Source organism: Bacillus cereus group sp. MYBK220-1, assembly GCF_051916445.1.
Taxonomy (GTDB): domain Bacteria; phylum Bacillota; class Bacilli; order Bacillales; family Bacillaceae_G; genus Bacillus_A; species Bacillus_A cereus.
The window spans coordinates 394574-418994 of the sequence record NZ_JBQAGQ010000004.1 but is presented as its reverse complement, the minus strand read 5'-3'; the positions used below and the strand labels follow the sequence as shown (position 1 = coordinate 418994).

Here is a 24421-nt window from a genome sequence, read left to right as displayed (position 1 = left end):
AATAAACGAAAGGAGCTATTTTATTGCAGCATGTGAAACAACTACTAAGAAATTCTCTATATTTTTTCTTCAGCAAACAAATCAGAAAATTTTCTGCCTATAACTTAAGAAAAAAAACAAATGCATTTATTCTTATTGCTATTTATATGTATATAGGAACAAAAATTATTTCTGTTCTCTTTAACCTCAAGGGATCTTATGGGCTATGGCTCGTTAATATTAGCTGGCTTATGGTCATGTTACTTTATCTATATTTCGCTAAAAACATTTACTTTGAAATGAAACAAGAACATCAAAAGGTAAAAGAATTAACCTTCTTTTCTCTCTTTGACTCCCATAAAGAATTACCTTATCGTAGATACATTTACAAATGCTATACAAAAATATTGTACAGCTTGCTTATCGCTGCATCGAGCTTCAATAGCGTATTACAAATTAATACATCCATCTCATCGTCTTTTTCAGACCTATTCTCTAATGTAATGCAAATGATTTTACTTCTAAGTGCAGTAACAGTAACTAGCCTTTATCTTGCACTACAATGGACAAATATATTAATGACTATATTATTAATTCTCTCTTCAGTAATCACTGGAGCGATAATAAGTACTAGCTTATTATCAACAATAAGTAGTTTAACTCATTTTGACCTTTTAGATAACTTCTCTATCATCTTAACAATTTTCATCGGAATTGTTGTCCAAATGGGAATTGTATGGATACGACCTCCTTATCAACTCAGTCGTACAGAAAATGCTTTTTTCATATCCAATTCAATGATTGCAACTACACTATTACTGCTCGTTATTTTTATTCAAGATGTTTCTGTACTAATTGGCGGGGAAACGAATTTTAATATGAATGATTTTAAAACAAATTTAGAAAAAAAAGCTCAATTAGCTTTATTACCTTATACAATTGGAGCAACCATTAATTTCATGTATATAAAATTCAAATCTAATCGTATCGCCCAAAAAGCAGAAAAGAATATGTTAGAGGTTATTTATTTGTTAGAAGAAAATGATATCGATTGTCTTTCTCCTACGCAAAAACAGACAATAGTTACTAAAATAAAGAAATGCGTTTATTACGGTGGAACATCATTCCGCTTACTTCTCCTTACAAATCCAGAAACGAAACAATTCATTAAAAAAATGAAGTTAGATGAGAGAACTTCCTAAAATCATCTACTTAAGACCCCGGCTATTCTTTCAATAGAATAGCCTTTTTTCATACTTCTGTAAGATTCCTTACAATACTGTAAGCCAATCGTTAGTTACTTCGATGTTTCCAATCTTACATTTTATATAAACTAAAAGTAGATAATCAATCAACAATAAAAACATTTTTAAAGGAGCGAATTCTCATGAAAGAAAACAAGGATTTATTATTCAACCAAATCGTTACTGTTTCTTGCTTAGGCGGTTCCATTTTACTAACTGGTGTTGCTGCTGTTATTAAAATCGCTCAACAACTTTTCATATAATATACACTTTTACTTTCATTGCAATTATAAATTATCAAATCACTTAAAGGAGCGAATTCTCATGAAAGAAAACCAAAACTTATTATTTAACCAAATCGTTACTATTTCTTGCTTAGGCGGTTCCATTTTACTAACTGGTGTTGCTGCTGTTATTAAAATCGCTCAACAACTTTTCATGTAATATTTCTTCATTACTACTTTAAATTTAAAATCATTCAAAATGACTAAAAATCACTTTTTATATAGATAAATTTCAAAATAAGGGTTCCTTACAAAAATGTAAGTTTCCAGTTAGATACATCGATGTTTGCAAACATTTATTCCTTGTAAACTAATAACTAGTTAGTCCAATTTAAACACACAAATAACTTATAGAGGAGTTTTCATATGAAAAAATTACTTGCTTCATGCGCTACTTTCGCCTTATTCGCTAGCTTTGCGGTGGGATGTGATGTATCTTCTCCAAGTAAAATTGGTACAGAAGAATACTACGTTCAAATCCAAGGTGAAGGTGAGATTAAAGATAATAGACGTGTCTATACTTTACCTACTTATAATGAAGATGGCGACGAAAAGAAAGTTACTTTCACTAGTCAAAAACCAAATAATGAAAAAATGAAAGAAAATGCATTTTTACGCCTTTACATTAAACAAGAGGACGAAAAGAAAACAGATATACCAGACACGGAAGTTAAATCTTATGAAGAAGTACAAAAATCAGATTTACCCGCAAAAACAAAAGAAAAATTAGGTGTAAAATAATAAATAATTATTAAAAACACATAAAAGGAGTATTTCTTGTTCAGCAAGAAATACTCCTTTTATTTTTGGAACCATAAGTTTGCCGCAAACAAAAAGAACCATAAGCTTGCCGTTTCGGCAAACTTATGGTTCATATCACATACAAAATAAAAAACCACCAAATATGTATTGGTGGAGACGGTGGGAGTCGAACCCACGTCCAAAAATATCGGCACTTAAGCTTCTACGAGTGTAGTCGATATATTAGCATTTCGCGAACTCTTCGGCCTATCGACAGGCTTCCAAGTTGCTAGTCTGGTTGTTCTCTTCCTTTGTCCTCAGACGGCGAACTCCGGCGTAGTCCACTTAGTTTGAGTCCCTTACCCTACCACATGGACGATGGAGGGAGGAACCTTTAGTGCAATTAAGCAGCTAAAGAAAGATTGTTTTGTTTGCCAATTATAGGCTTTGACGTTTTAACGAGGCCGATCCCCTCGACTCGCAACCTAAGCTCGAACTATCCCTGTCGAATCCGTAACGTCCCCATGATAAAAATGGAGCATACGAAGAAAATATCGTGATAGCTACTAAGAGCTGTTTTTCAATGTGCAACAACCTTACATAAGTTATTATATCATACGCGCGCCGTTTTACAAATGTAAATATCTGTATTACATCTTTTGGCGATCACGGAACACGCGTGCAATTTCACGTTTTGCTTCTTTCTCTTTTAAATCGTGACGTTTATCGTATTGCTTCTTACCTTTTGCTAAACCAAGTGCCATCTTTGCAAATCCATTTTTTAAATAAATTCTAAGTGGAACTAATGCGTAACCTGTTTCTTTCGCAGCGCCCGCTAGTTTATCAATTTCTTTTTTATGCAGAAGTAATTTTCTCGTACGCAGTGGATCATGGTTGAAACGATTCCCTTGTTCGTACGTATTAATGTGCATATTATGAACCCATACTTCACCATTATGTACACGTGCAAACGCATCTTTCAAGTTTACGCGTCCAGCGCGAATCGACTTAATTTCCGTTCCTTGAAGGACAAGCCCTGCTTCGTATGTTTCTTCGATGAAATAATCATGAAATGCTTTTTTATTTTGTGCAATAACCTTACCTGTACCCTTTGGCATATAACGTCCCTCCTCTATTTTTACTATTGTAACAAATGTAAACAAAAAGCGAAAGTGGCTCGCTTAGAATCTTTGGACATTGGAACTCCCGACAGAGAAGCGCTTTTTGCTTCGTCCGAGGGAGTGAAATGGCCAACAGATTCTAGCCACTGTAGCTGGATTATACAAAAAGCGAAAGTGGCTCGCTCAGAATGTGAGGTGGATGGAGCTTCTGACCTTGAGGCGCTCTTTGCCTCTCGGGAAGAAGCGAAGCCGCCGAACATTCTAGCCACTGTAGCTAGATTCCATCAAAAGAAAAAGCCTCGCTTTTCATCAAAGCGAAGCCATCCTTTTCTTACTTACGCTTTTTCTTTTTCTTCTTGAATCCTGGTACGTTTTCGAAGAATGCTTTTTTCTTCTTGCCGTTACCCTCTTTTTTCCCTGGCTGGCTAGCAGAAGCGGATGCAGATGCAGATCCTCTTCCTTTTCCTTTACCACCACGGTCAAATTTTCTACCTGTGCCACGTTCACCGCCGCGCTCATTACTGCGCTCGCTACGTCCACCGCGTTTCTTTCTGCCTGTTCTTGGCTGCTCGATAACGACTGGACGATCTTTGAACTTACGGCGAGGTGTGCCTTTCATGCCAACGATTTCAAAGTCGATTGCACGCTCGTCTTTGTTTACGTTAATAACGCGAATTGTAATTTCGTCACCGATGCGGAATACGTTTCCTGTACGTTCTCCGATCATAGCGAAATGTTGCTCGTCATAACGGTAGTAATCATCCGTTAAATAACTAACGTGTACAAGACCTTCAATTGTATTTGGAAGCTCTACGAATAAACCGAAGTTTGTTACAGAGCTAATCATACCGTCATACTCTTCACCGATCTTATCAACCATATACTCTGCTTTTTTCATCTCATCTGTTTCACGCTCTGCTTCAACAGCACGACGTTCCATATTAGAAGAATGCTCTGCAATCTCAGGTAATTTTTCACGCCATTTTGCTTGCGTTTCGTTGTCGACTTTACCGTTAATAATGTATTCACGAATTAATCTATGAACGATTGTATCCGGGTAACGACGAATTGGTGATGTGAAATGCGTGTAGAACTCAGTTGATAAACCGAAATGTCCTAAGCTATCCGCATCGTAACGCGCTTGCTTCATAGAACGAAGCATTACTGTTGAAATAACTACTTCTTCTGGCTGCCCTTGAACCATTTCAAGAATTTGTTGCAGCGCACGAGGATGTACTTCATTCGCACGTCCTTTTACCGCATATCCGAAGTTCGTTACAAACTCGAAGAAACGCTCTAACTTATCTTCTTTCGGATCTTCATGGACACGGTACATGAATGGTACGTTCATCCAGTGGAAGTGCTCTGCTACTGTTTCATTCGCAACAAGCATAAATTCTTCAATTAACTTCTCTGATACAGAACGATCGCGCATGACAACGTCTGTCGGTTTTCCTTCTTCATCCACTAATACTTTCGCTTCTTTAAAGTCAAAGTCAATTGCACCACGGCGCATACGTTTTTCACGTAAAATTTGTGCCAATTGCCCCATCTCTTTAAACATCGGTACGAGCGGCTCATAACGCTTAATTAACTCTTCGTCCTCATCTTCTAAAATGCTTCTTACGTCAGCATAAGTCATACGCTCTGTCGTTTTAATCACACTTTGGAAAATCTCGTGTTTAACAACATCACCTAAGTTGTTGATTTCCATTTCACAAGATAATGTCAGACGGTCTACTTTCGGATTTAATGAACAAATACCGTTAGATAGACGGTGTGGAATCATCGGAATTACACGGTCAACAAGATACACACTCGTCGCTCTTTCCGCTGCTTCTACATCAATTGGAGAACCTTCTTGAACGTAATGACTTACATCCGCAATGTGAACGCCTAGCTTGTAGTTACCGTTCTCAAGTTTCGTTACTGTAACAGCATCATCTAAATCTTTTGCGTCTGCACCGTCAATCGTTACGATCATTTGGTCACGTAGATCACGGCGATCTTTTAAATCTTCTTCTGAAATCGTTTCTGGTACACTGTTGGCATGTTCCATCACTTCTTCAGGGAACGCTAAAGGCAAGTGATGTTTATGGATGACAGATAAAATATCTACTCCTGGATCATTTTTATGACCTAGAATTTGAATAACTTCACCTTCCGCACTTAAACGATTCTCTGGATAGCTCGTAATTTTTACAACTACTTTATGGCCTTCTACAGCACCCATTGATGCGCTTTTCAATACGAAAATGTCACTTGTCCAGCGTTTATTGTCAGGTATAACAAATCCAAAGTTTTTCGATTCTGTATATGTACCAACTAGTTCTTTCGTTCCACGTTCTAAAATGCGTACAATAGACCCTTCTTGACGTGAACCACTCGATTGGGAACTAAGGCGTGCTAATACTGTATCGCCATGAAGTGCACCGTTTAACTCTGTAGGCGGGATGAAAAGATCATCATCTCCAGTTTTCTTCTCGTCTGGTACAACGAATGCAAAACCACGTGCATGTCCAATTAACTTACCGCGTATTAAATTCATCTTTTCAGGAAGACCGTAACGGTTGCTACGAGTACGAATAACAAGTCCCTTCTCTTCCATCGTTACAAGTGCCTTTACGAAATCTTTAAAGCCCTCAGAACCTTCAATTCCAAATGCCTCTTCTAACTCTTGTATCGTTAGCGGTTTATACGCTTCTTCTCTCATAAATAATAACAACTTATCAATATGTTCTTGTATGATTTCTTCCAAGCAAAAATACCTCCTTTAAAACCTTATATTATTTAGTGTATCCGAAAGATAGGGGATGTATAAAGCGAAACTTCAATACTCCCCTTATGATTTTTACAGTTTTCACAAAAAATTCCTTATGAAAAAAAGAGGCAACTAGATCTTACCAATCTAGTTGCTCCAAGAAGTTATATACATCCTCATGTAGCTCGTCACGCTGCTTATCAAGTGTAATGACATGCGTAGAGTCTTCATACCATTTAATGTCTTTTAACGTTGATTCTACACCGTTATAAATAATGTTCGCACTATCTGTATTAATCATTTCATCATGACGCGCTTGTACAACAAATGTTGGTGCATAAATCATGTCCACATTGTTACGTACGTCAGCAATTAATTGTTGTAATGCTTTTAATGTATTCATCGGTGTCTTTTGGAATTCCAACATTTCTTGTTCAATTTGCTCTGGTGATTTTTGCTCACGCTTTTTATATTCGCGGGCATATGCCAATATACCTTGGTACATCGTTTCTTCACTCTTAATATACATTGGTGCACACATTGGTACTACACCTAAAACCGGTACTGTATAACCTAATTTTAGTGAAAATACTCCGCCAAGTGACAATCCAACAACAGCAATTTTCTCAAAACCTTTATCTTTTAAAAGTTGATATGCTTCTGTTACATCTTGCCACCAATCTTCAGGACCTGTATGAACAAGCTCTTCTGGTGGTACACCGTGCCCTTTATAAATTGGTGCATGACAAGTGTAGCCTTTCTTTTCCAAGAAACGCCCTAACATACGTACATCAGCTGAGTTCCCTGTGAATCCATGTAGTAATAAAACAGCGCGGTCTCCACCCTCAAATGTAAATGGTTTCGGAGATGCTAATTTCATCATGTACTTCTCCTCTTTCTCTTCTGTAATCTAGTCGTATTCTTTCTATATCTAGTGTACCATATTTATATTTCTATAATCTAATTAGAAACTTTTTTCAAATAGCAAAACAAAAAAAGAAGAACCATTAGTACCATTCACTAACGCTTCTTCTTTCAATTCTATAAATTGAAGTACGTAACACCAATTGTTAATACAAAGAACAATACAGCTAAAACAATTGTAATACGGTTTAATACCGCTTCAATTCCACGTGCCTTTTGCTTACCAAATAATTGCTCCGCACCGCCTGAAATTGCACCTGAAAGGCCTGAGCTATTACTAGATTGCATAAGTACCATAACAATCATTAAAATCGATACAATAATAAGTAAAACTGATAATAACGTATGCACTTGGCGTACCTCCTACAAAGATTCAGTTATTGTAACTGTAGCATAAATTCTATAGAAAAGCGAGAGCTATAGAGGCGCTCTCGCTTTTCTTCTATTACATAAACATCATCGCAAATAACGGTCCAAGTAAACATGTCAAAATTGCTGTTAATGTCATTGTTACCGATCCAATAACACCTTCATGTTCGTTATTTTTCATCGCTCTCATAACCCCCATAATATGAGAAGCACATCCAAATCCGATACCTTTACCAACTGAGTTTGTAACACGGCTCCATTTTAATAAAAGGGGGCCTGTAATCGTTCCAGTAATACCTGCGATAACAACGAAAGCTGCTGTTAAGGAAGGTACACCACCGACTTGCTCTGAAACACTCATCGCAACTGGCATTGTCACCGATTTTGGTAAAGACGATAAGATTAAGCTTTTATCCGTGCCCATAAGTGAAGCAATCGCAAAATCACTAGCGATTGCAACTGTTGTACCTACTAATACGCCACCAGCAATCGGTACAACATATTTTTGCAGAACATGACGTTGTTTATAAAGAGGAATTGCAAATGCTACAACACCGGGTCCAAGTAGCTTTGCAATCCAGCCACCACCACTTTCCATATAATGTTGATACGGTATATCAAGCACGATAAATAGGAAAGCCATTAATCCAGTTGCTACAAGCATTGGAATGGTGAATGGTGTTGGAAATAATTTATAGATTTTTTTAGATAATTGATATAATAGCACCGTAAAAAGAACCCAACCGACTCCGATTAATATTTGGCTCATCGCGACTCTCTTTCCTTCCTATTCGCAAGATATTGTCCTGTATGTCCTGCGACAATAATAATTAAAAATGTACTCGCTACAACTGTAATGAAAAGAGAAATTCCTTTACTCATAAAAAAAGCACCGTAATTCATTAGGCCAAGCGTTGGCGGAATTAATAAAAACGGCATAATAGCAACGAGTGTTTCTGCTCCTAAATCGAACCATTTCACTGGAAGAACTTTTAGGCTAAGTAAAACAAGTAAGAGGAACATTCCAATCAAACTTCCTGGGATCGGAATATTTAACATTTCTTGTACCCAAGTTCCAACCATATAAAACACGTAAAGAGCTGCAATTTGGACAAGAATCTTTGTAAATTTCATGTTCATCATCCCTCATGTTTATACGATCTTCTGTTAATATCTTTATCATAGTATAAATTGTAAAAAGCTGCAATTTATCAACTTGACAGCAAAAACAGCCTATGTTATACGCTTACAACCTTGATACGACTGCATTTCTAAACGAAAATTAAGTCAAAAACCTTGACCTAATATAAAAAGTTTTTATTTTCTGAATTTAAAAGACTATTATTTCAATAAAATAATCTTTTTATTCTTAAACTTACATATATATAAAGTGAAACTTTAATCCATGAGATTCCCCTCATCCTTATTGATTATTAGCCCTCACCAAGCTGGTTTGTACGGGATAAACAAGATAGGTGGTGAACATATGCCCAAAAAAGTTCTCATTTTTTGTGATCCTGGGATTGATGATACGATGGCTCTCCTCTTAGCATTCTTTATCGATGAAATAGAAATCGTCGGTATCGTTGCTGATTACGGCAATGTTCCAAAAAAAATGGCCGTAGAAAATGCTCATTTTTTTAATAACGAAACAAAGAATAGAAATATCAAGATATTCGGTGGTTCAGAACGTCCCCTTACTGGTGCCCCACCTGCGTTTTTTACGGATGTACATGGAAAACAGGGGCTCGGTCCAATTATTCCAAAGGTGAATGTGACTAACGGAGAAATGGAGAATTTTTTTGAAGTTATTCCTCTTATTGAACAGTATAAGGATGAATTAATTATTGTGAGTTTAGGAAGACTTACCTCCCTAGCAATTTTGTTTATCATGTGCAAACAGTTAATGAAACAAATTAAATCTTACTACGTAATGGGCGGTGCCTTTTTACATCCTGGTAATGTTACCCCTATTTCCGAAGCAAACTTTTATGGCGATCCTACTGCCGCTAATATAGTCCTTCAATCCACAGCTAACATGTACATATACCCATTAAACGTCACTCAATACTCCATCATTACACCAGAAATGGCAGAATACATTGAGGCAAAAGGAAAAGTTCCACTTGTCAAACCGTTATTTGATCATTATTACTACGGATATTATAAAGACGCCCTACCACATTTAAAGGGGAGCCCCTTCCATGACACAATACCAATACTCGCTTTACTTGATAACTCTATGTTTACCTATCACAAATCACCTATCGTTGTCATGACAGAATCCTCTGCACAAGGAGCAAGCATAGGGGAATTTCGCTCTTTAGTGAACCAGAAGCCATTTATTGATTGGCCGGTTCATCAAATCGCAATTGATTTTGACTATAACCGCTTCTTCAAACATTTCATGTCACTTATGACGGGTGAACAATTTTAGCATAAAAAAACAGACCGTGATTTCTCACGGTCTGTCGTTTATTTTCTACAATTATCGTTTGATGTTATAGAAAGATTTGATACCATCGTAAACAGCGATTTCGCCTAGTTCGTCTTCGATGCGTAATAATTGGTTGTACTTAGCAATACGGTCAGTACGGCTCATAGAACCAGTTTTGATTTGGCCAGCGTTAGTTGCAACTGCGATGTCAGCGATTGTAGCATCTTCAGTTTCACCAGAACGGTGAGATACAACTGCTGTGTAACCAGCACGTTTAGCCATTTCGATAGCTTCGAAAGTCTCAGTTAAAGTACCGATTTGGTTAACTTTAATTAAGATTGAGTTAGAGATACCTTTTTCGATACCTTCAGCAAGTTTTTGAGTGTTAGTTACGAATAAATCGTCACCAACTAATTGTACTTTATCACCGATACGCTCAGTTAATAATTTGTGACCATCCCAGTCGTTTTCGTCTAAACCATCTTCGATAGAGATGATTGGGAAGTCTTTGCAAAGCTCTTCATAGAAATCAACCATTTCTGCAGAAGTTAAGCCAGTACGGCCTTCGCCTGCAAGGTCATATTTACCAGTTTCTTTGTTGTAGAACTCAGAAGAAGCAACGTCCATTCCTAAGAATACGTTCTCGCCAGCTTTGTAACCAGCTTTTTCGATAGCTTCGATGATTACTTCTAAAGCTTCACGGTTAGAACCAAGGTTTGGAGCGAATCCACCTTCGTCACCTACTGCAGTGTTAAGACCTTTGTCATGTAATACAGCTTTAAGTGCATGGAATACTTCAGCACCCATACGGATTGATTCTTTGAATGTTGGAGCACCAACTGGTAAGATCATGAACTCTTGGAAGTCAACGTTGTTATCAGCGTGAGAACCACCGTTGATGATGTTCATCATTGGAGTTGGTAATTGTTTTGCATTGAATCCACCAAGGTAACGGTATAATGGAAGACCTACGAAGTCAGCTGCTGCGTGAGCTACTGCCATAGATACACCAAGGATAGCGTTAGCGCCTAGTTTACCTTTGTTTGGAGTGCCATCTAATTCGATCATAGCACGGTCGATACCAGCTTGGTCAGTTACATCGAAACCAGCGATTTCTGGAGCGATAATTTCGTTAACGTTGTTTACTGCGTTAACAACACCTTTACCAAGGTAACGAGATTTGTCACCGTCACGTAATTCTACTGCTTCGTGCTCACCAGTAGATGCACCACTTGGTACGATAGCGCGTCCGAAAGCGCCGCTTTCTGTGTAAACTTCTACTTCTACAGTTGGGTTACCACGAGAGTCAAGGACTTCGCGAGCATAAACATCAATAATTGTTGACATAATAAATTCTCTCCTTTTTATATAAGCAAATTATTTAATAATTGTTTTACCTGTCATTTCTTTCGGTTGTTCCACATTTAAAAGTGTAAGCATTGTTGGAGCGATATCTCCTAAAATACCACCTTCACGAAGCTCTACATCATTTTTTGTAACGATGAAAGGAACCGGGTTAGTTGTATGAGCTGTCATAGGACCGCCATCAGCAGTTAACTCCTGATCAGCATTACCATGGTCAGCAGTAATAAGTGCTACACCATCTTTTGCAAGAATCGCTTCTACAACTTTTCCTAAACATTCGTCAGTTGCTTCTACTGCTTTAATTGTTGGTTCCATCATCCCAGAATGGCCAACCATATCACAGTTCGCAAAGTTAAGAATGATAACATCATGTTTATCATTTTCGATTTCATTTACTAAAGCGTCCGTTACTTCGTAAATGCTCATTTCAGGTTTCAAGTCATACGTTGCAACCTTCGGTGAGTTAATTAAGATACGCTCTTCTCCTGGGAATTCAGCCTCACGACCACCGCTAAAGAAGAATGTAACGTGCGGATACTTTTCAGTTTCCGCGATGCGAAGTTGCTTTAATCCCGCTTGTGCAACAACTTCACCTAAAGTGTTATCAAGGTTCATTGGCTTGAATGCCACGTAACCATCTACAGTTTCACTGAAGTGTGTCATACATACGAATTCTGGAATGTGAGGTACTTTTTCACCACGATCGAACTCACGGAAGTCTTCGTTTGTAAATACACGAGCAATTTGAATTGCACGGTCTGGACGGAAGTTATAGAAGATAACTGCATCATCATCATTGATTGTTGCAACTGGCGTGTTATCTTCGTTAACAATTACAGACGGCAATACGAATTCATCATAGATACCGTTCGCATAAGAGTCTTCTACACACTCTTCTGCTGATTTATAAGTAGGGCCTTCACCATTCACCATAGCACTGTAACATTTTTCTACGCGATCCCAACGCTTGTCACGGTCCATAGAGTAATAACGACCAGAGATAGTCGCGAATTGTCCTACTCCTGTTTCTTTAATTACTTCATTCGTTGCATCGATATAACCTTTTGCTGTTTGTGGTCCAACATCGCGGCCGTCTAAGAATGCATGGATATAAACTTTCTCCACGCCTTCTTTTGCTGCTAGGCGAAGAAGAGCAAACATATGGTTCATGTGACTGTGCACACCACCGTCAGAAAGTAAACCGAATAAATGAAGTGCAGTACCTTTTTCTTTTACACTTTTAATTGCATTTTGGAAAGTTTCGTTCTTATCGAACTCACCTTCACGAATTGCAACGTTAACGCGTGTTAAGCTTTGATATACTACGCGGCCAGCACCGATATTTAAGTGACCAACCTCAGAGTTACCCATTTGACCTTCTGGAAGACCTACCGCCTCGCCACAAGCTGTAAGCGTTGTGTGAGGGAATTTGTTCCAGTAACCATCAAAATTAGGTTTCTTAGCTTGTGCTACAGCATTCCCGTAAGTTTCTTCACGAAGTCCGAAACCGTCAAGAATGATTAAAGCTGTTGGCTTTCTCATTTTACCGCCCCCAGAAGACCTAAGAACGAAGCAGGCTCTAAGCTAGCACCGCCAACTAAAGCGCCGTCGATGTCAGATTGTGCCATATACTCTTTAATGTTTTCTGGTTTTACGCTACCGCCGTATTGGATACGAACAGCTTCTGCAGCTTCTGGAGAAACAGCTTCTGCAACAACTTTACGGATGTGCGCACATACTTCGTTTGCATCTGCAGAAGAAGAAGATTTACCTGTACCGATAGCCCAGATTGGCTCATAAGCGATAACAGTTGCTTTAACTTGCTCTTCTGTTAAACCTGCAAGTGCTTTTGTCACTTGACCTGCTACTAGATCAAATGTTTTTCCGCTTTCGCGCTCTTCTAAAGTCTCACCACAACATACGATTGGTGTTAAACCATGTTCAAATGCTGCGATAGTCTTTTTGTTTACTGACTCATCTGTTTCGGCAAACATTTCACGACGCTCAGAGTGGCCAAGTACTACATAGCCAACTTTTAAGTCGCTAAGTGCTACTGGGCTAATTTCGCCAGTGAATGCACCATTTTTTTCGAAGTGCATGTTTTGTGCACCTACTTGTAAGTCAGTTCCTTCAGTTGCTGCTACAAGGCGCTCTAAGAATAGAGCTGGAGAGCAAACTACTGCATCAACAGCTGAAGCTGCTGGGATTTGACCTTTAACTTCCTCTACGAAGCTAACTGCTTCTGATAGAGTTTTATTCATTTTCCAGTTACCTGCGATAATTGGTTTACGCATGCTTTGCACCGTCCTTTTTCTTTGGCTGCTACTTATTTGTCGTTAAGACAAACTACACCTGGAAGCTCTTTACCTTCCATGAATTCTAATGACGCACCGCCGCCAGTAGAAATGTGGCTCATTTTATCAGCCATACCGAATTTTTCAACAGCTGCTGCAGAGTCACCACCGCCGATAACAGAGTATGTATCTTCTGCATCTGCTAATGCTTGTCCTACTGCTTTTGTACCTTCTGCGAATGGAGTCATTTCGAATACACCCATTGGTCCATTCCATACAACAAGCTTAGAATTTTTAATTACATCTGCATAAATTTCACGTGTTTTAGGACCGATGTCCACGCCTTCCCAGTTAGAAGGGATAGAGTCGATACCAACGATTTTAGTTGTTGCAGTTTCAGAGAATTCCTCAGTGATTACAACATCAACTGGCATGTAGAAGTTTACGCCTTTTTCTTTTGCAAGTTGCATAAATTCTTTAGCTAGTTCGATCTTGTCGTCTTCACATAGAGATAGACCAATTTCATGACCTAAAGCTTTAACGAATGTGTAAGCAAGTCCACCACCGATGATTAAGTTATCTACTTTGTCTAATAGATGACGAATTACACCGATTTTATCTTTTACTTTCGCACCACCGATAATAGCTGTAAATGGACGTTCTGGGTTAGAAAGTGCTTTACCAAGTACATCTAACTCTTTTTCCATTAATAGACCAGATACTGCTGGTAGGTAGTCTGCGATACCTGCTGTAGAAGCGTGAGCACGGTGAGCTGCACCGAATGCATCGTTTACGAAGATGTCAGCAAGTGCTGCAAATTCTTTCGCAAGTTCTGCATCGTTCTTTTCTTCGCCCGCATAGAAACGTACGTTTTCAAGAACTAATACGTCGCCTTCGTTCATTGCTGCAACCATTTCTTGTGCAACTGGTCCGAATGCTTCGTCCGCTTTTTTAACGTCTTTACCAAGAAGCTCGCCTAAACGTGCTGCTACTGGAGTTAAACGCATTTCTTCTACTACTTGACCTTTTGGACGGCCTAAGTGACTTGCTAAAATAACTTTCGCACCTTGCTCTACTAAATATTGAATTGTAGGAAGAGCTGCACGGATACGAGTTTCATCTGTAATTTTGCCTTCTTTCATAGGTACGTTGAAATCAACGCGGCAAAATACACGCTTACCTTTTAAATCTACGTCACGAATTGATTTTTTGTTCATTGGATTTCCCTCCGACTACTAGTTAGGATTGACAAAACCCACTCAAAAGCTTAACACATTTGCTTTTAAAACGAAAGAAGAGAGAGAGGGAACAAACCCTCTCCCTCGTTTTGTCATTGATAACTTATATAATTAAGAATTAAAGACCTTTTGAAGTCATGTAAGCTGCTAGGTCTACTACGCGGTTAGAGTAACCAGTTTCGTTATCGTACCAAGAAAGTACTTTAACCATGTTACCTTCCATTACCATTGTAGATAATGCATCGATTGTAGAAGAAGCTGTACATCCGTTATAGTCGATAGATACTAATGGCTCTTCGCTGTATCCAAGGATACCTTTTAATTCACCTTCAGCTGCTGCTTTGAATGCTGCATTTACCTCTTCAACTGTTACTTCTTTGTCAAGTTCAACAACTAGGTCAACTAGAGAAACGTTAGCAGTTGGAACACGTACAGCGCCACCGTTTAATTTACCTTTAAGTTCTGGTAATACTAATGCTACAGCTTTAGCTGCACCAGTAGATGTTGGGATCATGTTTTCAGCTGCTGCACGAGCACGACGTAAATCTTTGTGTGGTAAGTCTAAGATTTGTTGGTCGTTAGTGTAAGAGTGAATTGTTGTCATCATTCCGCGTTTTACGCCGAATTTTTCGTTTAATACTTTAGCGAATGGAGCTAGACAGTTTGTAGTACAAGAAGCGTTAGATACTACGTTGTGGTTAGCTGCATCGTATTGTTCGTGGTTAACACCCATAACTACAGTGATATCTTCGTCAGAAGCTGGAGCTGAGATGATAACTTTCTTAACTGATCCACCTAAGTGTTTCTCAGCGTCTGATTTTTTAGTGAAACGGCCAGTAGATTCTACTACTACTTCTACTCCGTAGTCGCTCCATGGTAATTGAGCTGGGTCACGCTCAGCGATAACTTTAATTTCTTTACCGTTAACAACGATGCTGTTTTCGTTAGCAGATACTTCTGCATTTAAAGTTCCGTGAACTGTGTCATATTTTAAAAGGTGAGCTAATGTTTTAGCATCTGTTAAGTCGTTGATTGCTACTACTTCTACCTCAGAGTTGTTAAGAGCTGCGCGGAATACGTTACGTCCGATACGTCCAAATCCATTAATACCAATTTTAGTCATTTGAATTTCCTCCTTGGGGGATTATATTAAAGGGTAAAACCCTTTGTTAACTGTTTTGCTGCACCTTCATCTGTAATTAGAATTGAAGTGTGCCCTTGTTTAATTACAGCCTGTATTGCTTTTGCCTTTGAAGAACCTCCAGCGACTGCAACAACGTGAGATACATTTTGTAAATCCTCTAGTTGCATACCAACTGTTCTTACTTTATGAACAACATTTCCTTCTTCATTAAAGTAGTAACCGAAAGCTTCGCCAACTGCTTCGCTTGCCTGAATCTTTAACCAATCTGCTTCTGAAGTACTTCTGCGACGTGCCATTGTTAACGCATCACCTATTCCATGAATGACGATATTGGAAGATCGAATCAACTCAAGAACTTCTTTCACGGAAGGCTCTGTCACAATAGACGCATATGCTTCGCTACTAACATGGTCTGGAACATACAATAAGCGATAATTACTCATCGTATTTTGTGCCATCTTGGCACAAATGGTATTGGCTTCTAATTCGACGCCTTCTCCAATTCCACCACGTGCTGGGACAAATAGCATATGTAAATCTTTGCAATCAAGTTGCATCATGTCCGCAGCAGCAGCTAGCGTAGTTCCTCCAGCCACAGCAACGATATTATTCGCTGTCAGACGGTCTTTTATACAAGTCACACAAGCACGGCCCATCTCCAGTTTGACCCAAGGTGATTCATCACTATCACCAGGGACAACGAAAACTTCATCCAAGTCTAATGTTTCCTTAAGTTGCTTTTCTAAAACCTTTAACCCGGAAATTTCTTTCATAAAGTCTTCCAAAGCAAGAACTAAAGTTGTTCCTTCTTCTGTCAAAGTCATTCCAGAAGAAGCGACGTGAACTAAGTTTTGTTCTTTCAAAACTTGAACTTCACTTCGCAATACTCGTTCTGTCATACCGAGACTTGCTGATAAGTTTCTTCTTCCAATCGGCTGCATGAGCCTAATGTATTGAAGAATTTGCATTCTCGTTTGCATAACAGGTAGCAGATCAGGTAATAATTTTTTTGTATTCTGAATCCATGAGCGCATATCTTTTCTCCTCACTACATCGGTTCATTTTCCCTTGTGGTCACTTTACGTCCCGTAGTGACATTTTGTGTCCCACATAGGTTAAAAAAATAATCCCTGCTACGTGTATTATTGTAACAGGAGATAGAAACTTATTCAACTCTTAACTGCATTCTTTATATAGTTTATTATGACACCTTTGTGAATGTTACCATATTCTACTTGTTTTCCGTCCATTTCTACAACCGGAATCATTAAGTGATATTTTTCTAAAAGGTCATTATCTTCATATATATCTATTTCCTCGATTTGAAAAGAATATTCACATTGTACTTCCTGTAAAACTTGTTTCGCCTTCACGCAAAGGCCACAATCTTTTTTAGTATACAGTACAACTTTCATCTTCTTCACCTATCCGATCGTTTTTCGTAATGACGAAGCTGGGATATGCATTTGTTCTCTATACTTCGCCACTGTTCTTCGAGAAATAACAATTTCATGCTCTTCTTCTAATAATTTTGAAATCTTTTGATCCGAAAGTGGCTTTTTCTTATCCTCTGCCCCAATTAGCGTTTGAATAAATTGTTTTACACGTTTTGTAGAAACTGCTTCATCTTCAGTCGTCGAAACGGCATTGCTAAAGAACGATTTCATCTCAAATAAACCGTGTGGTGTTTGCACATATTTATTTCGCGTCGCACGACTAATTGTCGATTCATGCACACTTAACTCTTCCGCTACCTCTTTTAAAGCGAGAGGTCTTAAATACTCTGGACCTTTCCAGAAGAAATCACGTTGTTTTTCCATAATAATAGTCATTACTTGCAGCAATGTCTGTTTTCTCTGCTTCAAACTGCGCATAATCCACTGCACATGCTGATACTTTTCTGATACGTAAGATGCTACTTCACTTTCACTATTATTAAGAAGCGCACTATATTCAGAATGAATTTCAATTCTCGGCATATTTCTCTCGTTCATTTGTAAGACGAGGCGATCGCCATCTTTTTTCACCGCCATATCAGGTACAATGTAAAGTGGTTTATCTGAAGAAAACGCAAGACCTGGTTTTGGTTGTAATGACGTTATACAATTTACCGCACTCTGCAATTCCTCATTACTACACTTCAACACTTGAACGAGCTTTCGCCAATCTTTCTTCACGAAATAAGCGAAATGATCTTCTACAACCTCTTCTGCTAATCCATTACGTCTTTGTAAGCGCTTCAATTGCAAAGTTAAACATTCCTGAATATTACGCGCCCCTACCCCTGCTGGCTCCAGTGATTGGACAAGCTCTACAGAACGGTCGACTACATGAATATGTGCAGAAAGGAGCTCTGCTAACTCTTCATTCGTTTCTTGTAAATATCCATTTCCATCCATGTTCATAATAATGAAAGAAGCTACTTTTCGCTCTTCTTCATCTATTTTATAATACTGTATTTGATTTAATAAATGTTGCTGAATCGTTGTAGAATCCACACTGTAGATCTCCATCTGATTCTCGACTTGTTTGCTGGTACTTTTACTGTTGTTAGAGCTCTTTTTCTTCTCCCTCTCAAAACCACCTAACTCAATAAGGGGATTCTCTAACGATTGCTCATACAAAAACTCCGATAATTCTTGTACATTATACTGGAGCATTGTAATCGCTTGCCTTAACTCTTGTGTCATTGCCAAACGTAAGCTTTGTTCTTGTAAAAGACTTGCCTTCAAACTAATCTCCCCCTTGTTTCTATTGTACAATAAGTTTGGTAAAAGGAGAATCCTCACGCAGACACCCATTCCAAAATATTATTAATTTATATGTATTAATGAGATTTACAACTTACAACCGAAATTTGAATAATATTGAAAGAAAATAATAAAGTTAAAAAATTATTATCAAGTACTAATAGTAAATCTTATTACTAGATATAACAAGAGGGAAATAAAAAAAGTCCTAACCTACAAAACGTAAGTTAGGACTTTTTGACGCGCCCAGAGGGATTCGAACCCCCGGCAGACGTGGTACCGGAAACCACCGCTCTATCCGACTGAGCTATGGGCGCATGATTATAGAAAACACTTCATTTTCTTCTCATAATAATAGCAATAAAATCCATCTAAATCAATAAAAATATCCCCATAATACCTTATGCACCTTAGCTAAAAGCATATAAAATCTATTCCACCCCTAAATTTTCCAATCATAAATTCACCCCAACTCACAAATTATAATCTTTGAATTGATATTCCAAAGGGGGCTTCATTCAATGACTGTAATTACAAAATTAAAGCAAACTGTTTCTGGATTAAAAAGTGCACAAGCTAGCTTAGAGGGATTCGCTCTTGATACGGATAACCAACAAGCGAAGCAACTTTTCCAAACAGCTGCGCAGCAAACACAAACGATTATCGATTCTTTAAACCCACGCGTTGAAGAAGTCCAACAAGAAGAACCACAATACTCACAGCAATAACGAATCGGTCTTGCTGTGAAATAGAAAAAGGATGATATGCAGTCATCCTTTTTCTATCACATTACATATTGCAATAGAAATGGAATGATAATTATGCGAAAACTCGGCCTCATAACCGCATTATTTGCACTTCTATTTAGCTCTTTTACCGGATGTGATAATAGTCCTTTAGATAAAAAAGTGAAAGAAGAAGCAAAACGAACGGAGAAAGAAAAAGGTCCAAAGTTAACAAAGACGAGTACGGAATCCTTTAATCAATCTATATCACAAGGAGCGAAAAAAAGAGCTCTCGCTATGGATGAAATTATAAAAAGTACAGCAGTGAATTCAAATTTAGATCTCTACATAGCAGTTACACCTGAGCATCACGAAAGGTTTGGATTAAAGCCGCTGCGTAAAAAGCTTCAAAAGCAACTAAGTGATGAGCACCCTACTTTCGATGTTCGTGTCAGTACAGATAAAAAAATCTTTATGTTACTCGAAAAACTCGAAAGAAAAATTAAGGAAAAAGAAGTATCTAAAGATGAAATTAATAAACAATTAAAATTCATTGGTAAAAAAATGGAGTCTAACACTTAACGCTTTTTAAAAGAAAAGGAAGGATTGCAATGGCTAGTAAAGATAAAAACTTAACCCCTGTACAACAGGAGTATAAAAAATTCGAACAAGAACGCGAACCGAAACGACCTGTCTTAAAAAATTGTATAAAAGCCTTTTTCGTCGGTGGTTTTATTTGCTTCATCGGACAACTCATTTCTACTTTTTACATCACATATTTTGATTTCACTGAACGCTCAGCAGGCAATCCAACAGTCGCAACTCTCATTTTCATCTCCATGTTACTAACTGGATTTGGTATATACGATCGTTTTGGACAGTTTGCCGGAGCAGGTACAGCTGTACCTGTTACTGGATTTGGTAACTCTGTTATTGCCGCATGTATTGAGCATCGAACGGAAGGATTTGTCCTTGGCGTTGGCGGCAATATGTTTAAACTAGCTGGTTCTGTTATTTTATTTGGTGTATTTTCCGCTTTCGTCATCGCACTTATTAAAACTATTCTCGTTCAATGGGGAGGGCTATAAATGTTACAAGGACACCGAACGTGGGTATTTGAAAACAAACCAGTCATTATCTCAACAGGGGTTGTCGGTGGACCATTTGAAGCAAAGGGGAACATCCCAGAAGACTTCGATATCCTTCATGAAGATTTATGGCTCGGACAAGATTCCTATGAAAAAGCACATAAAATTTTATTCGAAGAAGCTTGTAGTCGCGCTACTGAAAAAGCAGAGCTTCGTAAAGATGATATTCAATTCATACTCGCAGGAGATTTAATTAATCAAATTACTCCAACAAGCTTTGCTTGCCGCACACTGGGCACTCCTTATCTCGGATTATTCGGGGCTTGCTCTACTTCTATGGAAGGTTTAGCACTTGGGGCAAGTATCGTAAATGCAAAAGGTGCAAAATATTTATTAACTGGAGCTTCAAGCCATAATACTGCTGTAGAAAAACAATTCCGCTACCCTACCGAATACGGTGGACAAAAGCCGCCTACTGCACAGTGGACAGTAACCGGAGCAGGAGCCGCTATTTTAAGCGATACTGGCCATGGTCCAAGAGTAACATCTGCAACGATTGGGCGAGTTGTTGATATGGGATTAACGGATCCGTTTAATATGGGAGGCGCAATGGCTCCAGCTGCAGTTGATACAATTGAAGCCCATTTACGTGAACGCCAAATTGATGCCTCTTACTACGATTTAATCGTAACAGGCGATCTCGGACATGTAGGACGCGAAATTGCTTATGACTTACTACATAAACACGGAACGAAAGTAACGAGCGAACAATTTCAAGATTGCGGAATTATCATTTATAGAGAAGGACAACCTGTCATAGCTGGTGCTAGTGGGCCTGGATGTTCCGCAACAGTCGTGTACGGTCATTTATTAAACCGAATGAAAAGAGGAGAGTTCAAAAAAATACTTGTCGTTGCGACAGGCGCTTTACTATCTCCACTTACATTCCAACAAGAAGAAACGATTCCGTGTATCGCTCATGCCGTTTCGATTGAATTTGGAGGTGCAACGCAATGATTTTTTTCTGGGCTTTCGTCATTGGCGGACTCATATGTGTAATCGGCCAACTTATGTTTGATGTCGGCAAACTAACACCCGCTCATACAATGGCAACACTCGTTGTTGCTGGAGCTATATTAGATGGATTTAATTTGTATGAGCCATTAATTGATTTCGCTGGAGCCGGGGCAACTGTACCTATTACAAGCTTTGGTAATGCCCTCGTTCATGGCGCAATGGAAGAAGCTGCAAAACATGGCATCGTTGGCGTTATTACCGGCATGTTTAAAGTAACGAGCGCCGGTGTATCAGCAGCTATTATTTTCGGCTTCATTGGAGCATTATTATTCAAACCGAAAGGATAAAAGGTGTTTATATGACTGTTATCGCTAGCGTAAAAACTTGCCTTGCTAGTGTAAGGGGCGCCCAAGCAAGTTTAAGCTCCCTTTCATTAAATTCACAAGACGAAGAATCAAAACGCGTATTTCATGAATGTATGTTAGAAATGGACAGCATCATCGCTGATTTAAAGGATAGAATTTCAGTATTAGAACGTGAAGAACCTCAATATAAAGGGTTTTAAGTAGACTGGAGGAAACGACTATGTCTCACCTGCCGGAATGGACACTTGTCATTCTTCGCTCTGTATTCATATTAATTATTTTATTCGCTATTACGAAATGGTTAGGGAAAAGACAAATCTCTCAGCTTTCCTTTTTTGAATACATAGCCGGAATGACAATTGGTGACATCGCTGCCCAAGTATCTACAGGGCTCGATTCAAAATTTTTTCACGGCGTCTTTGCGATACTCATTTTCGCTGTGGTACCTTTTTTAACAGGAATCCTCTCTTTAAAGAACAAAACAGCTCGGGACTTCTTTGAAGGGAAATCTACCGTATTAATAAAAGACGGAAAGATACTCGAAGATAACTTGAAGAAAGAAAAATATACGAGTGACGAATTACTGGAACTTCTCCGTGGAAAAAGTGCGTTCAGCGTAGCTGAAGTCGAATTTGCTGTCTTAGAACCAAGCGGAGAATTAAATGTATTATTAAAGAAAGATTCCCAGCCACTTACAGCAAAAGACATCGGTTTAAAAGTACCAAACGAGAAAGAACCACAAACTGTTATTATGGATGGAAATGTACTAGATGAACCTCTTTCAGCAAGCGGACATAACCGCGCTTGGCTACATTCAGAATTAGAAAAACTCGGTGTTGTTATTGAAAATGTCTTCCTCGGTCAAGTGGATTCATACGGACAACTTACTATCGACATTTACAATGACAAACTCCAGATGCCTTCTCCTCAAAACAAACCTTTATTATTAGCATCTTTAAAAAAATGTCATGCTGATCTTGAACTATTTTCCTTAGAAACAAAGTCGAAATCAGCAAGCGAAATGTATAGTAAAAACGCGAAACAAATCGAAAAGATTTTAAATAAAGTAACCTATCTTTTAAAAGACTAATTATCGAAAGAACGCTTCAGTTAAAAGGCGTTCTTTTCTTTTTTCTCCAATTTTCATAACGTTTAAATTTATGTAATTCGGTTATGATGTTGAAGATACATAAGCAGGGAATTTCGAAAACATAGCGAATATTTCATGGTACAACTACATATTTTTTTGATTTAAAGTGGTTTCGTTTGACCTTTATTGACCATAATTGTATTATAAGACTAAGAAAGCTTTATAAGGAGGAAATAACAGATGAATTTAATTCCTACAGTAATTGAACAAACAAATCGTGGAGAACGCGCTTACGATATTTACTCTCGACTATTAAAAGACCGCATCATTATGCTTGGTAGTGCAATTGATGACAACGTAGCTAACTCAATCGTTTCCCAGCTTTTATTCTTGGAATCTCAAGATCCAGAAAAAGATATTCACATCTACATCAACAGCCCTGGTGGTTCTATCACAGCGGGTATGGCAATCTATGATACAATGCAGTTTATTAAACCACAAGTATCAACAATCTGTATCGGTATGGCTGCATCTATGGGTGCATTCTTACTTGCAGCAGGTGAAAAAGGAAAACGTTATGCACTTCCAAACAGTGAAGTAATGATTCACCAACCACTTGGTGGAGCACAAGGTCAAGCGACTGAAATCGAAATCGCTGCAAAACGTATCCTATTCTTACGTGAAAAACTAAACCAAATTCTTGCTGACCGCACTGGTCAACCACTTGAAGTACTACAACGCGACACAGACCGCGACAACTTCATGACAGCAGAAAAAGCTTTAGAATACGGTTTAATCGATAAGATCTTTACAAATCGTTAATAACTAAAAGCAGAAGCGGCTCGTTTAGAATCGCAGGGCGATGGAGTCCCTGATTCCGAGGCGCTTTTTGCCTCGAATGAAGGGGCGAAGCGACCGGAGATTCTAGCCGCTGGAGCTGGATACATAAAAAAAGCGCCCTATTACAGGGCGCTTTTTTATTATCATGCACCTCCGTCTGGATACCCACCCTGGTATTCACCTAAATATATCAACGATTTTTCAATTATATCGAACAAAACTTAAATTATATCAACGATTTTTTTAATATATCAACGGTTCGACACAACATATCGATTTACCGACAATCTACGACAAGGACAAACCACCTACATACCCCCTATCCCAAAAACTCCCTTTAAGTAAACCGCAAAAACAAAAAGCTATCGCATATATGCGATAGCTTCTTATTGTACATATGCAGCTAATGCTTCTAAAGCCTCTTCTGCATCTGAACCTTCTGTTGTAATTGTTATCATGCTTCCAGTTCCAATTGCTAAGCTCATAATCCCCATTATGCTCTTTGCATTTACTGTCTTTCCATCTTTCTCGATGAAGATATCTGCATGAAAGCGATTTGCCTCTTGTACAAACAACGCAGCCGGACGTGCTTGTAAACCGTTTTTTAATGAAACCTGAACTCGTTTTTGAACCACAGCTCCATTT

The 24421-nt window shown here is 38.4% G+C and carries 26 protein-coding genes, 1 tRNA gene and 1 other RNA gene; 11 read left to right on the top strand and 17 right to left on the bottom strand.

Annotation, left to right across the window (positions count from 1 at the left end; translation table 11 throughout):
• The first annotated feature begins 23 nt into the window (after window positions 1–23).
• Window positions 24–1181, top strand: coding sequence for an AcrB/AcrD/AcrF family protein (locus ACTFRU_RS19545; protein WP_440037763.1), 1158 nt, complete (start codon window positions 24–26; stop codon window positions 1179–1181).
• 692 nt (window positions 1182–1873) lie between these two features.
• The gene (locus ACTFRU_RS19540) at window positions 1874–2248 is read left to right on the top strand and encodes a YxeA family protein (RefSeq protein WP_341067425.1); all 375 of its coding nucleotides are present in this window, start codon (window positions 1874–1876) and stop codon (window positions 2246–2248) included.
• A 169-nt stretch (window positions 2249–2417) separates the two neighbouring features.
• Here the strand turns inward: ACTFRU_RS19540 and ssrA are convergent.
• The 7 genes from ssrA to ACTFRU_RS19505 form a co-directional block, all read right to left on the bottom strand.
• Window positions 2418–2772: a transfer-messenger RNA gene (gene ssrA / locus ACTFRU_RS19535) on the bottom strand.
• A 126-nt stretch (window positions 2773–2898) separates the two neighbouring features.
• The gene (gene smpB, locus ACTFRU_RS19530) at window positions 2899–3366 is read right to left on the bottom strand and encodes an SsrA-binding protein (RefSeq protein WP_001123920.1); all 468 of its coding nucleotides are present in this window, start codon (window positions 3364–3366) and stop codon (window positions 2899–2901) included.
• A 334-nt stretch (window positions 3367–3700) separates the two neighbouring features.
• Window positions 3701–6127, bottom strand: a complete 2427-nt coding sequence (gene rnr, locus ACTFRU_RS19525; protein WP_016125681.1) for a ribonuclease R — start codon at window positions 6125–6127, stop codon at window positions 3701–3703.
• 142 nt (window positions 6128–6269) lie between these two features.
• Entirely contained in the window at window positions 6270–7010 is a 741-nt protein-coding gene (estA, locus tag ACTFRU_RS19520) for a carboxylesterase (RefSeq protein WP_000761976.1), read from the bottom strand.
• A 161-nt stretch (window positions 7011–7171) separates the two neighbouring features.
• Window positions 7172–7405 (bottom strand): preprotein translocase subunit SecG, encoded by a 234-nt coding sequence (gene secG, locus ACTFRU_RS19515; RefSeq protein WP_000557264.1) that lies wholly within the window; start codon window positions 7403–7405, stop codon window positions 7172–7174.
• A gap of 94 nt (window positions 7406–7499) precedes the next feature.
• Window positions 7500–8192: an LrgB family protein gene (locus ACTFRU_RS19510; protein ID WP_000078309.1), complete on the bottom strand. Its 693-nt coding sequence runs from the start codon at window positions 8190–8192 to the stop codon at window positions 7500–7502.
• The gene (locus ACTFRU_RS19505; RefSeq protein WP_000673222.1) at window positions 8189–8557 is read right to left on the bottom strand and encodes a CidA/LrgA family holin-like protein; all 369 of its coding nucleotides are present in this window, start codon (window positions 8555–8557) and stop codon (window positions 8189–8191) included. The genes ACTFRU_RS19510 and ACTFRU_RS19505 overlap by 4 nt, the downstream gene beginning before the upstream one ends.
• Before the next feature lie 352 nt (window positions 8558–8909).
• On the opposite strand from ACTFRU_RS19505, the gene ACTFRU_RS19500 reads away from it, so the two are divergent.
• Window positions 8910–9860, top strand: coding sequence for a nucleoside hydrolase (locus ACTFRU_RS19500; RefSeq protein WP_139848898.1), 951 nt, complete (start codon window positions 8910–8912; stop codon window positions 9858–9860).
• A 51-nt stretch (window positions 9861–9911) separates the two neighbouring features.
• Here ACTFRU_RS19500 and eno read toward each other — a convergent pair whose 3' ends face one another.
• The 9 genes from eno to ACTFRU_RS19455 all read right to left on the bottom strand — a co-directional run bounded on the left by eno (window position 9912) and on the right by ACTFRU_RS19455 (window position 18968).
• Window positions 9912–11207 carry a phosphopyruvate hydratase gene (gene eno, locus ACTFRU_RS19495; RefSeq protein ID WP_000103951.1) on the bottom strand — a complete coding sequence of 432 codons (1296 nt, stop codon included), beginning with the start codon at window positions 11205–11207 and terminating at the stop codon, window positions 9912–9914.
• A gap of 30 nt (window positions 11208–11237) precedes the next feature.
• Window positions 11238–12767, bottom strand: a complete 1530-nt coding sequence (gene gpmI / locus ACTFRU_RS19490; protein WP_001231158.1) for a 2,3-bisphosphoglycerate-independent phosphoglycerate mutase — start codon at window positions 12765–12767, stop codon at window positions 11238–11240.
• Window positions 12764–13519, bottom strand: a complete 756-nt coding sequence (gene tpiA, locus ACTFRU_RS19485; protein ID WP_001231038.1) for a triose-phosphate isomerase — start codon at window positions 13517–13519, stop codon at window positions 12764–12766. The genes gpmI and tpiA overlap by 4 nt, the downstream gene beginning before the upstream one ends.
• Window positions 13520–13551: 32 nt before the next feature.
• A complete protein-coding gene (locus ACTFRU_RS19480) occupies window positions 13552–14736 on the bottom strand; it encodes a phosphoglycerate kinase (RefSeq protein ID WP_001036350.1) in 1185 nt (394 codons plus the stop codon).
• 139 nt (window positions 14737–14875) lie between these two features.
• Entirely contained in the window at window positions 14876–15880 is a 1005-nt protein-coding gene (gene gap / locus ACTFRU_RS19475) for a type I glyceraldehyde-3-phosphate dehydrogenase (protein WP_000161236.1), read from the bottom strand.
• A gap of 26 nt (window positions 15881–15906) precedes the next feature.
• Window positions 15907–16935, bottom strand: coding sequence for a gapA transcriptional regulator CggR (cggR, locus tag ACTFRU_RS19470; protein WP_001258190.1), 1029 nt, complete (start codon window positions 16933–16935; stop codon window positions 15907–15909).
• A 135-nt stretch (window positions 16936–17070) separates the two neighbouring features.
• On the bottom strand, window positions 17071–17316 hold the full coding sequence (locus ACTFRU_RS19465) for a glutaredoxin family protein (protein WP_000869730.1): 246 nt from the start codon (window positions 17314–17316) through the stop codon (window positions 17071–17073).
• Window positions 17317–17325: 9 nt separating this feature from the next.
• A complete protein-coding gene (rpoN, locus tag ACTFRU_RS19460) occupies window positions 17326–18633 on the bottom strand; it encodes an RNA polymerase factor sigma-54 (protein WP_000647955.1) in 1308 nt (435 codons plus the stop codon).
• Between the two features lie 259 nt (window positions 18634–18892).
• A tRNA-Arg gene (locus ACTFRU_RS19455) sits at window positions 18893–18968 on the bottom strand.
• Window positions 18969–19172: 204 nt separating this feature from the next.
• Here ACTFRU_RS19455 and ACTFRU_RS19450 point away from each other — a divergent pair.
• The 8 genes from ACTFRU_RS19450 to clpP all read left to right on the top strand — a co-directional run bounded on the left by ACTFRU_RS19450 (window position 19173) and on the right by clpP (window position 23758).
• Entirely contained in the window at window positions 19173–19379 is a 207-nt protein-coding gene (locus tag ACTFRU_RS19450; protein WP_000216166.1) for a DUF1657 domain-containing protein, read from the top strand.
• A gap of 93 nt (window positions 19380–19472) precedes the next feature.
• Complete coding sequence (locus ACTFRU_RS19445) at window positions 19473–19958, top strand: YhcN/YlaJ family sporulation lipoprotein (protein WP_001228545.1); 486 nt, start codon at window positions 19473–19475, stop codon at window positions 19956–19958.
• A gap of 29 nt (window positions 19959–19987) precedes the next feature.
• A complete protein-coding gene (gene spoVAC / locus ACTFRU_RS19440; RefSeq protein WP_000146953.1) occupies window positions 19988–20464 on the top strand; it encodes a stage V sporulation protein AC in 477 nt (158 codons plus the stop codon).
• On the top strand, window positions 20465–21481 hold the full coding sequence (spoVAD, locus tag ACTFRU_RS19435; protein WP_000938968.1) for a stage V sporulation protein AD: 1017 nt from the start codon (window positions 20465–20467) through the stop codon (window positions 21479–21481).
• Window positions 21478–21828 carry a stage V sporulation protein AE gene (gene spoVAE / locus ACTFRU_RS19430; protein ID WP_000575919.1) on the top strand — a complete coding sequence of 117 codons (351 nt, stop codon included), beginning with the start codon at window positions 21478–21480 and terminating at the stop codon, window positions 21826–21828. The genes spoVAD and spoVAE overlap by 4 nt, the downstream gene beginning before the upstream one ends.
• An 11-nt stretch (window positions 21829–21839) precedes the next feature.
• Complete coding sequence (locus tag ACTFRU_RS19425) at window positions 21840–22046, top strand: DUF1657 domain-containing protein (protein ID WP_000215907.1); 207 nt, start codon at window positions 21840–21842, stop codon at window positions 22044–22046.
• A 20-nt stretch (window positions 22047–22066) separates the two neighbouring features.
• Window positions 22067–22936, top strand: a complete 870-nt coding sequence (locus ACTFRU_RS19420) for a DUF421 domain-containing protein (protein ID WP_000018924.1) — start codon at window positions 22067–22069, stop codon at window positions 22934–22936.
• Between the two features lie 240 nt (window positions 22937–23176).
• Window positions 23177–23758, top strand: a complete 582-nt coding sequence (gene clpP, locus ACTFRU_RS19415) for an ATP-dependent Clp endopeptidase proteolytic subunit ClpP (RefSeq protein ID WP_001049162.1) — start codon at window positions 23177–23179, stop codon at window positions 23756–23758.
• 404 nt (window positions 23759–24162) lie between these two features.
• Here clpP and ACTFRU_RS19410 read toward each other — a convergent pair whose 3' ends face one another.
• Entirely contained in the window at window positions 24163–24411 is a 249-nt protein-coding gene (locus tag ACTFRU_RS19410) for an HPr family phosphocarrier protein (RefSeq protein WP_000250307.1), read from the bottom strand.
• Window positions 24412–24421 lie beyond the last annotated feature (10 nt).

Bases quoted from the DNA above. Each gene is read 5' to 3' on its own strand.
- ACTFRU_RS19505 (WP_000673222.1), bottom strand. From the start codon at position 8,557: ATGAAATTTACAAAGATTCTTGTCCAAATTGCAGCTCTTTACGTGTTT.
- estA (WP_000761976.1), bottom strand. From the start codon at position 7,010: ATGAAATTAGCATCTCCGAAACCATTTACATTTGAGGGTGGAGACCGC.
- ACTFRU_RS19465 (WP_000869730.1), bottom strand. From the start codon at position 17,316: ATGAAAGTTGTACTGTATACTAAAAAAGATTGTGGCCTTTGCGTGAAG.
- spoVAD (WP_000938968.1), top strand. From the start codon at position 20,465: ATGTTACAAGGACACCGAACGTGGGTATTTGAAAACAAACCAGTCATT.
- ACTFRU_RS19425 (WP_000215907.1), top strand. From the start codon at position 21,840: ATGACTGTTATCGCTAGCGTAAAAACTTGCCTTGCTAGTGTAAGGGGC.
- ACTFRU_RS19445 (WP_001228545.1), top strand. From the start codon at position 19,473: ATGCGAAAACTCGGCCTCATAACCGCATTATTTGCACTTCTATTTAGC.
- spoVAE (WP_000575919.1), top strand. From the start codon at position 21,478: ATGATTTTTTTCTGGGCTTTCGTCATTGGCGGACTCATATGTGTAATC.
- cggR (WP_001258190.1), bottom strand. From the start codon at position 16,935: ATGCGCTCATGGATTCAGAATACAAAAAAATTATTACCTGATCTGCTA.
- smpB (WP_001123920.1), bottom strand. From the start codon at position 3,366: ATGCCAAAGGGTACAGGTAAGGTTATTGCACAAAATAAAAAAGCATTT.
- ACTFRU_RS19450 (WP_000216166.1), top strand. From the start codon at position 19,173: ATGACTGTAATTACAAAATTAAAGCAAACTGTTTCTGGATTAAAAAGT.
- ACTFRU_RS19510 (WP_000078309.1), bottom strand. From the start codon at position 8,192: ATGAGCCAAATATTAATCGGAGTCGGTTGGGTTCTTTTTACGGTGCTA.
- ACTFRU_RS19540 (WP_341067425.1), top strand. From the start codon at position 1,874: ATGAAAAAATTACTTGCTTCATGCGCTACTTTCGCCTTATTCGCTAGC.
- ACTFRU_RS19500 (WP_139848898.1), top strand. From the start codon at position 8,910: ATGCCCAAAAAAGTTCTCATTTTTTGTGATCCTGGGATTGATGATACG.
- gap (WP_000161236.1), bottom strand. From the start codon at position 15,880: ATGACTAAAATTGGTATTAATGGATTTGGACGTATCGGACGTAACGTA.
- tpiA (WP_001231038.1), bottom strand. From the start codon at position 13,519: ATGCGTAAACCAATTATCGCAGGTAACTGGAAAATGAATAAAACTCTA.
- clpP (WP_001049162.1), top strand. From the start codon at position 23,177: ATGAATTTAATTCCTACAGTAATTGAACAAACAAATCGTGGAGAACGC.
- eno (WP_000103951.1), bottom strand. From the start codon at position 11,207: ATGTCAACAATTATTGATGTTTATGCTCGCGAAGTCCTTGACTCTCGT.
- ACTFRU_RS19480 (WP_001036350.1), bottom strand. From the start codon at position 14,736: ATGAACAAAAAATCAATTCGTGACGTAGATTTAAAAGGTAAGCGTGTA.
- ACTFRU_RS19420 (WP_000018924.1), top strand. From the start codon at position 22,067: ATGTCTCACCTGCCGGAATGGACACTTGTCATTCTTCGCTCTGTATTC.
- gpmI (WP_001231158.1), bottom strand. From the start codon at position 12,767: ATGAGAAAGCCAACAGCTTTAATCATTCTTGACGGTTTCGGACTTCGT.
- spoVAC (WP_000146953.1), top strand. From the start codon at position 19,988: ATGGCTAGTAAAGATAAAAACTTAACCCCTGTACAACAGGAGTATAAA.